Here is a 14,014-nt window from a genome sequence, read left to right as displayed (position 1 = left end):
TGGTAGTGCGTCTGTGAGAGCCCCGCGTTGAGCGGCGTGCGCTCAAGTTTGCCAGGATCTGCGGACTTGAGTCCACTGGGCTCAATTTCTCTGCCTGTCCAACGGACGGGGCCGTTCGGGTGTTCCCGCCGTGGCGTGATCCGGGACACTCGAATGCCGCCGCCGGCCGGGTCGAGCCGACCGGCGCGGAACACGTCGACGCCGCTCACGCCCGGCGGCCCCGGCCAGTCCACCCACAGGGTGGCGCTGACCGGGGCCGACGAGGTGGACGGCGGGGTGGACGGCGAGGTGGAGGCCCTGCTGCGGGCGGCGTACGAGCAGAACGCCTAGGGGGCGGGCTGCACGCTCACGTCCCCGGACCCGGACTTCGCCACCACGGTCACGGTCGCGGCCGGGTCGCTGGCCACCCCCACGGTCCGCTCGCCGCTGCCGGTCTCGGCCTCGACGCGGTAGGTCGCCTTCGGCAGCCGGACGTGCACGTCCCCGGACCCGGATTCGGCGTGCACGGCCTGCACGGCCGCCATGCCGACCTCGACGTCCCCGGAGTTGTTGACGACCGACACCTCACCCCGCATGTCGGTCAGCTTGGCCCGCCCGGAGCCGACGTCCCCGTGGAACGCGCCGGCGACGTTGGAGACGGTCACGTCCCCCGAGCCGTTCTCGACCTTGGCCGACCCGGTCACGTCCCGCACGGTCACGTCGCCCGAGCCGAGCCTGATGTCGACGCTCGCGACCCCTTCGAACGTCAGGTCGCCCGACCCGTTCTCGCCGAGGACCTTCACGTCCTTGCCGGGCACGGTGACCTCGTAGTCCACCGAGCAGTTCCGCCCGCAGTCGTCGAGCACGAGCGTGTCGCCCTCGACGCGGTGGGTCTGCCCGGACGGCTTGTCGTCGTTGCGGGAGTACTGGACGGTCCGCTTGACCTCCACCGCGGCGACCCCGTCCCGCCCGCGCACGGTGACGCGGCCGGAGTCGTTCTGCACCCGGACGGCCACCACCTTCTCGGTGACGCTGCCCTGGTCGGAGAACGTCTCCTGGACCAACCGCACGCACCCGGCCGCGGCCCCGACACCGACGACCACCCCGAGCACCGCCACCGCGACCCGCTTGCCCACCACTGCCCCCTAGCTCCAGCCCTTGAACGCCCACCAAACCTATGCGTCCGCACACGCGCCGGAACACCGGGAAGACCCCCGGCCCGTACTGGGGCTGTCCCTACCCTCAGGCCAGGGACTCCACGACGGCCCGCAGGGCGGGCGCGCACCGGGCGGGGTCGCCCAGGAACCGCTCGGAGGCGATGACGTGCGACTCGGTCATCCGCTCCCAGACCAACCCCTGCACCGACACCACCGTGATCACCAGCCGGAACGGCTTCACGTACCGCCCGATCCGGTTCTCCACCCCGCGCACGACCTCACCGATCGGCAGCGCACCGGGCGTCCGGTTCGCGTGCACCCGCTCGTACTCGGCGGCGGCGTCCCGCAGGGCGATCACCGCGGCCCGCAGCGCGGGCCGCACCGCCAGCGAAGGCCCGGCGGGGTCGATCGGGGCCGCCGCCGAGGGCACCTCCGTCCGGGCGTGGTCGAGCACGTCGGCCCACCAGCCGAGCCACTCCTCCGCCGCGCCCGCCCGGTCCACCCCGGGCGGCACGAACACCGGGACCGACGGGTCCAGGCCGGGCAGCTCCGGCACGGTGTCGACCGACAGCGCCAGCGTGTCCCGCAGGAACAGAGCGGTGTTGACCGTCTGGTTCGTGCCGTGGGACACCTGCCACGACTCACGCCCGGCGAACCTCATACCACCCAGTGTCCCGCGTGAAGGTCATCGGAGAGGCATCAGAAGGGACACGACCGGCTCCAACTGTTCCGCCGTTGGGGGGAAATCCGCGATCAGGCCCTGGATCAGCAGCCCGTCCAGGGCCGCGACGAACCCGAGGAAGGCCGCCGGCTCCATGGTGCCGAACACCGACGACAGCAGCGTGATCCACCGCCGCGCCGCCGGCCGCAGCTCCGGCCGCCGGGCCGCGAACAGGTACAGCTCGTACTCCGCCAGCGTCCGCCCCCGGTGCGGCCCGACCGCGTCCGCCAGGAACCGGGCCACCGACGACGGCGTGGGGCTCACCGACCCGAACGCCACCGCCATCTCGCTCGCCGACCACTTCAGGCACGCGATCAGCAGGTCGTCCAGGGTGCTGTAGTAGTAGACCGTCGAGGACACCGGCACCTCGGCCTCCCGCGCCACCGACCGGTGCGACACCCCGGACACGCCCTCGCGCTCGATCACCCGCAACGTCGCCGCGAGGATCGCCCGCCGCCGCCGCTCGCCGCGGGCCCGGCGGCCGTCGGCGGGAACGCCCCGGCTGCGGCCGACGACAGCGGGCGCGGCCCGGGCCCGGTCCACGGGAGCCGGCACGGCCCGGCGGCCGTCACCCGGCGTGGCCCGACTGCCGCCAGCCGGCGCGGCCCGAGCCCGGCCGTCGTCTCCCGGCGGGCCCCCGCCCCGGCCGTCGTCAGCCGGCGTGGCCCGGCCCCGGCCGTCCTCTCCCGGCGTGCCCTGGCCGGGGCGGCCGTCAGCCGGCGGCACTGCCCACCTCGATGGCGACCACGCCGGCGACCACCAGCACCAACCCGACCACCATCGTCGGGTTCAGCGGCTCCTCGAACAGCACGACCCCGATCCCCGCCACGGCCGCGATGCCGAACGCGCACCAGATCGCGTAGGCGACCCCGATCGGCATCCCGAGCTTGAGCACGAACCCCAGCGACGCGAACGCCACGACGTACCCCACGACGACCGCCACCACCGGCAACGGACGGGTGAACCCGTCGCTGAGCTTGAGCGAGACCGTCGCGGTCACCTCGCCCACGATCGCCAGCGCGAGCAGCAGATACACCACAGCGGGCCCTCCAACTAGTGGAACGAACGTTCAACTAGTTTATGTGATCGGCCACGCTCAAGTGGTTACCGACCAGTAATCCGGCGTACTCTGCCCAGCCAGGAGACTGACGAGAAAGGCCGCCACCACATGGGAGCCCTCCAGCTCACCCTCGGCGCCATCGGCGTCGCCGTCAGCGTGTACGCCTGGGGTCTGTTCGTGGCCGGTGTGGTCCGGATGATCAAGATCATCCGCCTGGGCCAGCCGGACTCGACGCGCAACGGGCCGTTCCTGCCCCGCCTGCGCACCCTGATCGTCGAGTTCGTCGCGCACACCCGGATGGCCAAGTTCCGCAAGGTCGCCCCCTGGCACTGGATGGTGATGTGGGGCTTCCTCATCGGCTCCGCCGTGCTGTTCGAGGCCTACGGCGAGGTGTTCTACCCCGGCTTCCACTGGCCGGTCATCGGCACGTGGTCGGTCTGGGCGCTGCTGATCGAACTGCTCGGCCTGGGCACCGTCGTCGGTGGCGTCGCGCTGGCGGTCATCCGCCAGCTCAACCACCCGCGCCGCGCCGACCGCGTGTCCCGGTTCGCGGGCTCGAACTTCCGCGCGGCCTACTTCGTCGAGGCCGTCGTCATCATCGAGGGCCTGGGCATCCTCGGCGTGAAGGCGTTCAAGCAGGCCTCCGGCCTGGAGGACCCGCCGCTGTGGTCGTCCTTCGTCACCGGGCCGCTGAGCAACGTCCTGCCCGCGAGCCCCGACTGGGTCTCGATCATGGCGTTCATCAAGCTGGCGTCGGCGATCGTCTGGCTCATCGTCGTGGCGAAGAACCTGACCATGGGTGTCGCGTGGCACCGGTTCAGCGCGTTCTTCAACATCTACTTCAAGCGCGAGGACGACGGCGGCGTCGCCCTGGGCGCGCTCAAGCCCATGATGAGCGGCGGCAAGGTCCTCGACCTGGAGGAGGCCGACCCGGACAAGGACACCTTCGGCGTCGGCAAGGTCGAGGACTTCACCTGGAAGGGCTGGCTGGACTTCAGCACCTGCACCGAGTGCGGTCGCTGCCAGTCGCAGTGCCCCGCGTGGAACACCGGCAAGCCGCTGTCCCCGAAGCTCGTCATCACCCAGCTGCGCGACCACGCCTACGCCAAGGCCCCCTACCTGCTGGCCGGCGGCCGGCGGGACATGGCCGGCGACGAGGTCGGCATCACCGAGGACAAGTACGAGGACTACAAGAAGCGCCTGGAGTCCATCGACGTCCTGGCCCTGGCCGAGGCGGACCGGCCGCTGGTCGGCGGCGCGGACGAGCTGGGCGTCATCGACCCCGAGGTGCTGTGGTCCTGCACCACGTGCGGCGCGTGCGTCGAGCAGTGCCCGGTGGACATCGAGCACGTCGACCACATCGTCGACATGCGCCGCTACCAGGTGCTGATCGAGTCGAACTTCCCGTCCGAGCTGGGCGGGATGTTCAAGAACCTGGAGAACAAGGGCAACCCGTGGGGCCAGAACGCCAAGGACCGCCTGGCGTGGACCGAGGGCCTGGACTTCGAGGTGCCCGTGTTCGAGGGCGAGCTGGGCGACACCGAGTACCTGTTCTGGGTCGGCTGCGCGGGCGCGTTCGAGGACCGGGCCAAGAAGACCACCCGCGCGGTGGCCGAGCTGCTGCACACCGCGGGCGTCAAGTACACGGTGCTCGGGCCGGAGGAGACCTGCACCGGCGACCCGGCGCGGCGCGCGGGCAACGAGTTCCTGTTCCAGATGCTGGCGCAGCAGAACGTCGAGGTCCTGAACACGGTGTTCGAGGGCCGTGAGCCGGGCAAGCGCAAGATCGTCGTGACCTGCGCCCACTGCTTCAACACGCTGGCCAACGAGTACCCGCAGGTCGGCGGCCAGTACGAGGTCGTGCACCACACCCAGCTGCTCAACCGCCTGGTGCGCGAGCGGCGGCTGGTGCCGGTGGCCGAGGTGGCGGAGGACGTCACCTACCACGACCCGTGCTACCTGGGCCGGCACAACAAGGTCTACGAGGCCCCGCGCGAGCTGGTCGGGGCGTCGGGCGCGACCCTGCGCGAGATGCCGCGGCACGCGGACCGCTCGATGTGCTGCGGCGCGGGTGGCGCGCGGATGTGGATGGAAGAGCGCATCGGCAAGCGGATCAACATCGACCGCGTGGACGAGGCGCTCGGCACGGCCCCGTCGAAGATCGCGACCGGCTGCCCGTTCTGCCGCGTGATGCTGACCGACGGCGTGACGGCCCGGCAGAACGAGGGCGTGGCCGGCGGTCACGTCGAGGTGGTGGACGTGGCGCAGTTGCTGCTCACCGCCGTGCGGCGGGGCCAGGAGCAGGAGCGGGCCGACGTCCCGACCGACGAGGTCGGCTCCGGCACGCCGCTGACCGAGGAGGACAAGGCCGGCTCGCAGAGCTGACGTTCCGACGCGGGAAGGCCCCGGTCCACTGTGGACCGGGGCCTTCGTCGTCCTCAGTCGTCGGAGCGGACGCGGTCCCAGATGATGTTGAGCGCCCAGCTCGTGAGGGCGACGATGATCGCGCCCCAGAACGCGGGCCAGAAGCCGGTCACCGTGAACGGCAGGCCCAGCTCACCCGCCAGCCAGCCGGTCAGCCAGAACAGCAGGCCGTTGACGACCAGGCCGATCAGGCCGAGCGTGACGATGTAGAAGACGCAGCCGAAGAACTTGACCAGCGGCTTCACCACGGCGTTCACCAGGCCGATCAGCAGCGCGACGCCGATCAGCGTGCCGATCTTCGCGGCGGTCGAGCCCTCGCCCAGGTCGATGCCCGGGATGACCGTGGAGACCCAGACCGCGATCGCGGTCACCAGCACCTGCACCAGAATGCCCATGCCGCGCAAGGCTAGCCCCCGGTGTGCTCCGAACGGGTCAGGCGCGGCCTGCGGATGTCCCGGAGCCGCCCTACCGTCGAGCCATGACGACCACGCCGGAGCCGGTGAAGAGCGGGAGCACGCTGACCGTGCTGCTCGCCCTCGCGGTCAACTTCGCCATCGCGGTGATGAAAGCGGTCGCCGGCGTGATCACCGGGTCGGCGGCGCTGCTCGCCGAAGCCGGGCACTCGGTGGCGGACACGTTCACCGAGGGCCTGCTGCTCACCGCGCTGCGCCGGTCGACGCGGCCGGCGGACCGGCGGCACCCGTTCGGCTACGGCAAGGACCGGTACTTCTGGTCGTTGCTGGCGGCCGTGTCGATCTTCGTGTCGGGCGCGGTGTTCGCGTTCTACGAGGGGTTCAGCACGGTGTTCGGCGAGCCGACCGAGCAGACCAGCGTCGGCGTCGGGTACGCGGTGCTGGCGATCGCGTTCGCGCTGGAGTCCGTGTCGTGGGCGCAGGCCGTGCGGCAGGTGCGGCGGGAGGCGCGGGCCGAGGGCCGGTCGGCGCTCGCCTTCCTGCGGATGAGCGACGACCCGACGGTGAAGACGGTGTTCATGGAGGACTCGGCCGCGCTGGTCGGCCTCCTGCTGGCGTTCGCGGGGCTCGGGCTGCACCACCTGACCGGGTCGTCGGTGTGGGACGGCGTGGCGTCGCTGCTGATCGGCCTGCTGCTCGCGGTCGCCGCGTTCGTGCTCGCGGCGACCAACCGGGGGCTGCTGATCGGTCGCCAGGCCGACCCGAAGCTGGTGCGGGCGGTGTGGGCGTACCTGCGGGACGTGCCGGAGGTCGAGCAGGTGGTGGACCTGCTGACCATGGCCGTCGGCACGGACCGCGTCCTGCTGTGCGCGCGGCTGGACTTCGACGACGCCCTGGGCGCGGCCAAGCTGGAACGCGCGTGCGTGCGCATCGACGCCGAACTGCGCGCCCGGTGGCCGGACCTGGACGAGGTCTTCCTGGAGCCGGTGCCGCGCACCGACCCGGACCTGAGGTCCCGCGTCCTGGCCCGGTACGGGAACCTGCTCTAGCGGCGCGTCTCGGTCCGGTGGAAGTTCAGGTAGGCCCGCGAGGGGGTCGGCCCGCGCTGCCCCTGGTACCGGCTGCCCGCCTGCTGCGACCCGTACGGGTGCTCGGCGGAGCTGGTGAGCCGGAACAGGCACAGCTGCCCGATCTTCATCCCCGGCCAGAGCGTGATCGGCAGGTTGGCGACGTTCGACAGCTCCAGCGTGATGTGCCCGGAGAAGCCGGGGTCGATGAACCCGGCCGTCGAGTGCGTCAGCAGACCGAGCCGCCCGAGCGAGGACTTGCCCTCCAACCGGCCCGCGAGGTCGTCGGGGAGGGTGACCAGCTCGAACGTGGACCCGAGCACGAACTCACCGGGGTGCAGCACGAACGGCTCGTCGTCGGGGGTCTCGACGAGCGAGGTCAGGTCGTCCTGCTGGAGGGACGGGTCGATGTGGGTGTACCGGGTGTTGTTGAACACCCGGAAGAACCGGTCGAGACGGACGTCGATGCTGGAAGGCTGCACCATGACGTCGTCGAACGGCTCCAGCACCAGGCGGCCCGAGTCGACCTCTCCGCGCAGATCTCGGTCACTCAACAACACGGGGCACAGCCTATGTGTATGATCGGTGCCGCAGCACGCGGGTGTAGTTCATTGGTAGAACGACAGCTTCCCAAGCTGTAGAGGCGGGTTCGATTCCCGTCACCCGCTCGGAACGCCGAAGCCCCAGGTCGCGAGCAACCGACCTGGGGCTTCGGCGTGATCGGGCCCGGACCGGCGGCAGGCCGCGGCGACGGTGGCCGGGGTCACGCCGCGAGGATCGTCACGGCGGTGCTACGCGCTCAGGCGCTGCCCGGCGGCGTTGAAGGCCTCGACGCGCAGGCCGGACGCCTCGTCCTCGGACAGGTCCGACACGTCCGCCACAAAAGCGCCCGAGCCCACCAGGGCCGTGATCTCCCTGCCGTCCTCGGTGTGCAGGGTCACGGACGCCACGTCGGCTCGCGCGTACCCGTAGAAGACCTGGTGCTCCGCCAACCGCGCGCACGGGCAGACCGGGACTTCGGCGATCCCGGGTCCCATGATCGAACTTTCATGACCGACGTTCGACCCGCTCCGGGTACACGCCATCAGATGGGATGTCGTGCTGCCGACCAGCACGAAGCCGCTGGACCGCACGACCGCAGGGCCGGGCTTGGCGGGAACCTCGAACCCCGAACGGGTCAGCACCTCCCGGCAGATGGCGAACGCCTTCTCGACCGTGATGGTCGACGGGTCCACGACGGCCCGGCCGGCCACCGGCTCCCTCGGCATCGCGACGAGCAGCACCGCCACCGCGGCCAGCGCGGCCAGACCGAGGATCACCCGCATTGGGCGATGATGCCCACGCGGTAAGCCTTGCCGGGTGGAATCGCGCGTTATTCGGCCGAACGCCACGCCGCGTCGTACCGGCGCTGCCGCTCGCGGTCGGTTTCCGTGGCCCGTTCCTTGCGGTAGGTGCTGGCAGCCGCGCGTGGGTAGCCGTACTTGGTCATGCGGTGGTCCGTGCTCTCGATCGCGTACGACACCGCGAAGTACACGCCGACCACCAGGCCCAGGGAGCCGCACGCGACGGCCAGCGGCAGCGGGGAGTCCAGGCCCCACACCAGTCCCAGCGTGATCAGCACGGTCAGCGGCAGGACCTGGAGGAACGCTCGGACCACGAACCATCCCAGCCAGCTCGGCTTCGTGGCCTGGTGGAACACCCACTCGCGGTAGCGGACCGGCAGTCGGCCGCCGACCAGGTACCAGGCGCGCAGCGGCAGGGGCGGCCTCCGGCCCCCGTCTCCATCGTCCCACCGGGGACCGACATTTCCGGTGTTGTCCGGGGGCGTGGTCATGGGGTTGCCTCCGTCGCTGCGATCACGCGGGTGAGGGCCTTGTGGAGGGTTTCCAGCTCGTCCAGGGACATGCCGAGGCGTTCGACCACCGCCGGCGGGATGCGCAGGGCCTGTTCGCGCAGGGCCGCGCCCGCCTCGGTCAGGGTCACGGCCAGCTGGCGCTCGTCGGCCGCGGCGCGGGTGCGGTTGACGTAGCCGATCGCTTCCAGGCGCTTGAGCAGCGGCGACAGGGTGGCGGGCTCCAGCGACAGCATCCTGGCCAGCGCCTTCACCGACAGGGGCGCCTTGCCCCACAGCGCCAGCATCACCAGGTACTGCGGGTGCGTCAGGTTCATCGGCTCCAGCAGCGGCCGGTAGAGGGCCACCACGTTCCGGGACGCGATGGACAGGGCGAAGCAGACCTGCCGCTCCAGCGCCAGCGGGTCGCCCTCGAAAGTTTGTGCACTAATCATTAGCACCCACACTACACGAGCTCGGCCCAGCCCCCGCCCTCCGCGAGCACCGCCCGCACCCCCGCGAAGTGCTCGACGACACCCGCCAGGTCGCTGTGCAGCAACGCCGCCCGCTCCGCGTCCACCGGCACGTGGTCGTCCCGCCACAGGTCCAGCGGCAGGCTCAGCACGAACACCACGGAGTCGACCAACCTCGACACCGGCGCGTCACCCGGGCAGCTCGACCGGAGCGACGCGCACTCCCACGCGATCTCGTGCAGCGCGGCCACCGCCGCCGCGGGGGTGCCGTCCCACGACTCGTCCGGCCACACCCGCGCGCTCAGCGCCAGCCACAGGCGCCACCCGGCGCCCGACTCGACCTCGTCCCGCGGCTGCCACGCACCCATGCCTCCACTGTGGGTGCGACAAGCCGGACGAACCGCATGAGACTGCCCACAAGTGTGGTCCCGCCCCCACGATCGGGGAGCGGGACCACGGCACGTCACGCGCGGGCCCGCTCCGGTTCGGCGTCGCTCTGCAACGAGTCGACCAGCGCCGCCCGGTCCTCCGACGGCTCCGGCCGGATCACCAACCCGACCACCAGGTACAGCACGAGCGACACCAACAGCGGCCAGGACACGATCACCGCCTGCGTCACGAACTCCACCTTGTTCTGCTGCAACACGTACAGCGCGGCCCACGTCCCGAGCCCGCCGACCACGGAGGAGATCGCCGCCGACGGCCCGACCCGCTTGAACCACGGCAACAGCCCCAGCATCAGCGGGATCGCGATCGGCCCCATCGTCGCCGCCACCAGCGCGATCACGACCTTGAGCACGAACCCCTTGGTGTCGGCGGTCAACGCGATCGTCATCGACAACCCGATGAACGCGAACGTCGTGATCCGCGCCAACCGCAGCTGAGCGGACTCGGTCAACCGGGTCACGCCCTTCCACAGCCGCGGCAGCATGTCGCGGGTGACGACGGCCGAGATCACGTTCGCGTCCGACGACACCATCGCCATCGTGTGCGAGAAGAACCCGGCCAGCACCAGGCCCACCATGCCCGCGGGCAGCATGGCCTTGCCCATCTCCACGTACGCCTGCTCCGCGTTGGCCTCCATGCCCGGCACGATCAGCGGCGCCGCCCACATCGGGAAGAACAGCACGAGCGGCCACACCAGCCACAGCACCGACGACAGCAACGCGGACCGCTTGGCCGCCGCACCGGTGGGCGCGGCCATGTAGCGCTGCGCCAGGTTCCACATGCCGCCGTTGTACTCAAGCGTCTTGATCAGGAACAACGCCATGAAGAACACCAGCGTGTACTGACCGGCCAGCGGCTCGGAGTGCGACGCCGGCAACTGCTCCCAGATCTCCCACATGAAGGAGATCCCGCCGAAGTGCGCGGCGACCGCGACGAACATCGCGATGCCCGCCAACCCCTGGATGACGAACTGCCCGAAGTCGGTCAGCGCGTCGGCCCACAGGCCGCCGAGCACCGAGTAGACCATCGTGACCAGGCCGACCAGCGTGATGCCCAGCCACACCTCGACGCCCGCGAAGCCCTTGAGCAGCAACGCGACCGCCACCCACTTGGCGGCGATGTCCACGACCTTCAGCGCCGCGCCGGCCCACGCCATGATCTGCTGCGTCGGAACGTTGTACCGGCGGGCGAGGTACTCCAGCGGCGACTTCACGCCGTGATTGGAGCGCAGGCGGTTCCAAGCGCCCGCCCACAGGAACGCGCCGATGCCCACGCCGACGCCGATGGTCAGCGCCCACCAGATGTAGACGGTGAGCCCGAGCCGGTACGCCTCGGCGGCGAAGGCCACGAACATGACCGCGCTGTAGCCGGACATGTGGTGCGAGATGCCGGACAGCCACCACGGCATCCTGCCGCCGGCGGTGAAGAAGTCGGCGATGTTCTTGATCCGCCCACGTGACCAGTAGCCGATGGCCACCATCACGAAGAAGTACCCACCTACGACCAGCCAGTCGAGGGTGCCCATCGAACCTCCCTGAACGTCCTCGGCGGGCGGCAGCGCGAAAGAACGGGCGGCGGTGCGCGGCGTCCCACGTGCGGGTGTGTGACGTAGGTCTTACGGAGGCGTTGCGCTGTGCGGAAGACCACAAAGGCCAACCGACTCACACTTGTGACTCTTGTTCACGTACGTGACCGGCTCATACGGACAGTTTTGTTTTCCGAAATCCCGTCATGCCCCTCGTGCGAACAACTCCCATGGACATGCGAACCGGTGTCAACGGCCGCCCGCTGCCCGCGGGCGCGGGCCGGCATGCCTCGGGGCCGGGGATCGCGCTGGTCGATCCCATCCCGCTGTTCCGCGAGGGCCTCTCGGCCGTCGTGCGCCGAACGCCGGGGCTGAACTGGCTCGGCTCGACCGGGCACCTGCACACCGCCGTGCGGCTCCAGGAGCGGTTGCGGCCGGACGTGCTGCTGGTGGACTCGGTGCTGGACCCGCAGGGCCACCTGGCCACCCTGCTGGTCGGCAACGACCCGCAGCTGCTGGTCATCTCCCTGGTCCGCGAGCCGCACCGGACGGCGAAGTACGTGCGCGGCGCGTTGGCGGCGGGCGTGCGCGGGCTCGTGCCGCGCGGCGGCGAGGTGGGCGAGGTGCTGCAGGCGATCGTGCGCGGGTACCAGGAGCGGATGTACGTGGACCCGACGCTCGCGCCGCTGGCCGCGGGGTTCACGCCGACCGCCGAGGCCGGGTCGCGGCGGGCGCTGTCCCGGCGGGAGTACGAAGTGCTCCAGTTGATCGCCGACGGGCTGGAGAACCAGGCCGTGGCCAACGAGCTGTACGTGTCCGTGGAGACCGTCCGCACGCACGTGAAGAACATCCTGCGCAAGCTGCGGGCCCGGGACCGGACGCACGCCGTGTCGCTGGCCTACCAGGCCGGACTGCTCAGCTCGAACATGAAGTGATCTCGTCTGCTCCGCCACAACCGGGTGGGTGCCCTTGCCGGGGTTACTGACAGGTAATAAACTGTTGTTACCGGTCAGTAGGGGACCGCCCCGACCTGTTTGGAGAGAGCGACGAGATGGGTCACTACAAGAGCAACGTCCGAGACCTCGAGTTCAACCTCTTCGAGGTCTTCAACGTGCAGGACCACCTCGGCACGGGGCCGTTCGAGCAGTCCGACGAGGACACGGCGCGCGGCGTGCTGGCCGAGCTGAACAACCTCGCGGTGGGCCCGCTGGCGGAGTCCTTCGCCGACGCCGACCGCAACCCGCCCGTGTTCGACCCGAAGACGCACTCGGCCACGCTGCCCGAGTCCTTCAAGAAGTCGTACCAGGCGATCTGGGACGGCGAGTGGTACCGCCTGTCCCTGCCCAACGAGCTGGGCGGCTTCGGCATCCCGCCGTCGGTGCAGTGGGCGGCCTCCGAGCTGATCCTCGGCGCCAACCCGGCGATCTACATGTACCTGGCCGGTCCGAACTTCGCGACCGTGGTGCACAAGAACGGCACCGAAGAGCAGAAGCGCTGGGCCGAGATCATGATCGAGCGCGGCTGGGGCGCCACCATGGTGCTCACCGAGCCCGACGCCGGCTCCGACGTGGGCGCGGGCCGCACGAAGGCCGTGCTCCAGGAGGACGGCTCGTGGCACCTCGACGGCGTGAAGCGGTTCATCACCTCGGGTGACCAGGACCTGACCGAGAACATCATGCACCTGGTGCTGGCGCGCCCCGAGGGCCCCGGCATCGAGGCGAAGCCCGGCACGAAGGGCCTGTCGCTGTTCCTGGTGCCGAAGTGGCACTTCGACCCGCAGACCGGCGAGTCGACCGGCGAGCGCAACGGCGCCTTCGTCACCAACGTCGAGCACAAGATGGGCCTCAAGGTCTCCACGACCTGCGAGCTGACCTTCGGCCAGCACGGCGTGCCCGCCAAGGGCTGGCTGCTCGGCGAGGTGCACGACGGCATCGCGCAGATGTTCCAGGTCATCGAGTACGCCCGCATGATGGTCGGCACCAAGGCCATCGGCACGCTGTCCACCGGCTACCTCAACGCCCTGGCCTACGCCAAGGAGCGGGTGCAGAGCGCCGACCTGACCCGCATGACCGACAAGACCGCGCCCCGCGTGACCATCACGCACCACCCGGACGTGCGCCGCTCGCTCATGCTGCAGAAGGCCTACGCCGAGGGCCTGCGCGCCGTGTACCTCTACACGGCCACGTTCCAGGACAGGATCGCCCTGGGCGGCGAGGCCAAGGAGCTGGCGGAGAAGGTCAACGACCTGCTGCTGCCGATCGTCAAGGGCGTCGGCTCCGAGCGGGCCTACGAGCAGCTCGCGCAGTCGCTGCAGACCCTGGGCGGCTCCGGCTTCCTCCAGGAGTACCCGATCGAGCAGTACATCCGGGACTCCAAGATCGACTCCCTGTACGAGGGCACCACGGCCATCCAGTCGCTGGACTTCTTCTTCCGGAAGATCATCCGCGACAAGGGCCAGGCGCTGGGCTTCCTCAACGGCGAGATCCAGTCGTTCATCGACAACGAGGGCGGCAACGGCCGGCTCAAGGAGGAGCGGGCGCTGCTCAAGCGGGGCCTGGAGGACCTCCAGGGCATCCTGGGCGCGATGATCGGCTTCCTGACCAGCTCGCAGGAGGACGTCCGCAACCTCTACAAGGTCGGCCAGAACACCGTCCGCCTGCTGATGACCGCCGGTGACGTGCTCGTCGGCTGGCTGCTGCTGCGCCAGGCCGAGGTGGCCCTGGCCAAGCTGGACGGCCAGGTGTCGGCGAAGGACAAGGCGTTCTACGAGGGCAAGGTCGCGGTCGCGTCCTTCTTCGCGAAGACCGTCCTGCCGGAGCTGACCGCCCGCCGCAAGATCACCGAGAACACCGACAACTCGCTGATGGACATCGACGAGTCCGCGTTCTGACCTTCCGGAAAGACCAGGGCGGCTCCC

At 70.3% G+C, this 14,014-nt stretch carries 16 protein-coding genes and 1 tRNA gene; 6 read left to right on the top strand and 11 right to left on the bottom strand.

What is annotated here, in order from left to right:
* The first annotated feature begins 153 nt into the window (after positions 1–153).
* The gene (locus ABD126_RS12610; protein WP_343933952.1) at positions 154–330 is read left to right on the top strand and encodes a hypothetical protein; all 177 of its coding nucleotides are present in this window, start codon (positions 154–156) and stop codon (positions 328–330) included.
* On the opposite strand, the gene ABD126_RS12605 is transcribed toward ABD126_RS12610, so the two are convergent.
* The 4 genes from ABD126_RS12605 to ABD126_RS12590 all read right to left on the bottom strand — a co-directional run bounded on the left by ABD126_RS12605 (position 327) and on the right by ABD126_RS12590 (position 2,896).
* The gene (locus ABD126_RS12605) at positions 327–1,115 is read right to left on the bottom strand and encodes a DUF4097 family beta strand repeat-containing protein (RefSeq protein ID WP_343933951.1); all 789 of its coding nucleotides are present in this window, start codon (positions 1,113–1,115) and stop codon (positions 327–329) included. The genes ABD126_RS12610 and ABD126_RS12605 overlap by 4 nt on opposite strands.
* Before the next feature lie 106 nt (positions 1,116–1,221).
* The gene (locus ABD126_RS12600) at positions 1,222–1,797 is read right to left on the bottom strand and encodes a hypothetical protein (protein WP_343933950.1); all 576 of its coding nucleotides are present in this window, start codon (positions 1,795–1,797) and stop codon (positions 1,222–1,224) included.
* Positions 1,798–1,821: 24 nt separating this feature from the next.
* Positions 1,822–2,400, bottom strand: a complete 579-nt coding sequence (locus ABD126_RS12595; RefSeq protein WP_343934220.1) for a TetR/AcrR family transcriptional regulator — start codon at positions 2,398–2,400, stop codon at positions 1,822–1,824.
* A gap of 169 nt (positions 2,401–2,569) precedes the next feature.
* Positions 2,570–2,896, bottom strand: coding sequence for a DMT family transporter (locus ABD126_RS12590; protein ID WP_343933949.1), 327 nt, complete (start codon positions 2,894–2,896; stop codon positions 2,570–2,572).
* Positions 2,897–3,025: 129 nt separating this feature from the next.
* Here ABD126_RS12590 and ABD126_RS12585 point away from each other — a divergent pair, with 129 nt between their 5' ends.
* Positions 3,026–5,302 carry a (Fe-S)-binding protein gene (locus ABD126_RS12585; protein WP_343933948.1) on the top strand — a complete coding sequence of 759 codons (2,277 nt, stop codon included), beginning with the start codon at positions 3,026–3,028 and terminating at the stop codon, positions 5,300–5,302.
* A gap of 53 nt (positions 5,303–5,355) precedes the next feature.
* Here the strand turns inward: ABD126_RS12585 and ABD126_RS12580 are convergent, their stop codons facing one another.
* Complete coding sequence (locus tag ABD126_RS12580) at positions 5,356–5,736, bottom strand: phage holin family protein (protein ID WP_343933947.1); 381 nt, start codon at positions 5,734–5,736, stop codon at positions 5,356–5,358.
* A gap of 83 nt (positions 5,737–5,819) precedes the next feature.
* Between ABD126_RS12580 and ABD126_RS12575 the strand changes: the two genes are divergently transcribed.
* Positions 5,820–6,803 (top strand): cation diffusion facilitator family transporter, encoded by a 984-nt coding sequence (locus ABD126_RS12575; RefSeq protein ID WP_343933946.1) that lies wholly within the window; start codon positions 5,820–5,822, stop codon positions 6,801–6,803.
* On the opposite strand, the gene dcd is transcribed toward ABD126_RS12575, so the two are convergent.
* On the bottom strand, positions 6,800–7,381 hold the full coding sequence (gene dcd / locus ABD126_RS12570; protein WP_343933945.1) for a dCTP deaminase: 582 nt from the start codon (positions 7,379–7,381) through the stop codon (positions 6,800–6,802). The two genes, ABD126_RS12575 and dcd, sit on opposite strands and share 4 nt — an antisense overlap.
* A gap of 37 nt (positions 7,382–7,418) precedes the next feature.
* Here dcd and ABD126_RS12565 point away from each other — a divergent pair.
* A tRNA-Gly gene (locus tag ABD126_RS12565) sits at positions 7,419–7,489 on the top strand.
* A gap of 123 nt (positions 7,490–7,612) precedes the next feature.
* Here ABD126_RS12565 and ABD126_RS12560 read toward each other — a convergent pair.
* From ABD126_RS12560 to ABD126_RS12540, 5 genes are all read right to left on the bottom strand, one after another.
* Complete coding sequence (locus tag ABD126_RS12560) at positions 7,613–8,146, bottom strand: hypothetical protein (protein WP_343933944.1); 534 nt, start codon at positions 8,144–8,146, stop codon at positions 7,613–7,615.
* Positions 8,147–8,193: 47 nt separating this feature from the next.
* Entirely contained in the window at positions 8,194–8,655 is a 462-nt protein-coding gene (locus ABD126_RS12555) for a DUF5313 family protein (RefSeq protein ID WP_343933943.1), read from the bottom strand.
* Positions 8,652–9,107: a MarR family winged helix-turn-helix transcriptional regulator gene (locus ABD126_RS12550; RefSeq protein ID WP_343933942.1), complete on the bottom strand. Its 456-nt coding sequence runs from the start codon at positions 9,105–9,107 to the stop codon at positions 8,652–8,654. Before ABD126_RS12550 ends, ABD126_RS12555 begins: the two co-directional genes overlap by 4 nt.
* Before the next feature lie 11 nt (positions 9,108–9,118).
* The gene (locus ABD126_RS12545; RefSeq protein ID WP_343933941.1) at positions 9,119–9,493 is read right to left on the bottom strand and encodes a hypothetical protein; all 375 of its coding nucleotides are present in this window, start codon (positions 9,491–9,493) and stop codon (positions 9,119–9,121) included.
* A 95-nt stretch (positions 9,494–9,588) separates the two neighbouring features.
* Positions 9,589–11,097, bottom strand: coding sequence for a sodium:solute symporter family protein (locus ABD126_RS12540; RefSeq protein WP_343933940.1), 1,509 nt, complete (start codon positions 11,095–11,097; stop codon positions 9,589–9,591).
* Positions 11,098–11,333: 236 nt separating this feature from the next.
* On the opposite strand from ABD126_RS12540, the gene ABD126_RS12535 reads away from it, so the two are divergent.
* Entirely contained in the window at positions 11,334–12,032 is a 699-nt protein-coding gene (locus ABD126_RS12535; protein ID WP_343933939.1) for a LuxR C-terminal-related transcriptional regulator, read from the top strand.
* 116 nt (positions 12,033–12,148) lie between these two features.
* Positions 12,149–13,987, top strand: coding sequence for an acyl-CoA dehydrogenase (locus ABD126_RS12530; RefSeq protein ID WP_343933938.1), 1,839 nt, complete (start codon positions 12,149–12,151; stop codon positions 13,985–13,987).
* Positions 13,988–14,014 lie beyond the last annotated feature (27 nt).

The sequence above is a fragment of the Saccharothrix mutabilis subsp. mutabilis genome (genome assembly GCF_039521145.1).
In the GTDB taxonomy this organism is placed as follows: domain Bacteria; phylum Actinomycetota; class Actinomycetes; order Mycobacteriales; family Pseudonocardiaceae; genus Actinosynnema; species Actinosynnema mutabilis.
The sequence above is the reverse complement of the archived record's forward strand: the minus strand, read 5'-3'. Positions and strand labels throughout refer to the sequence as shown.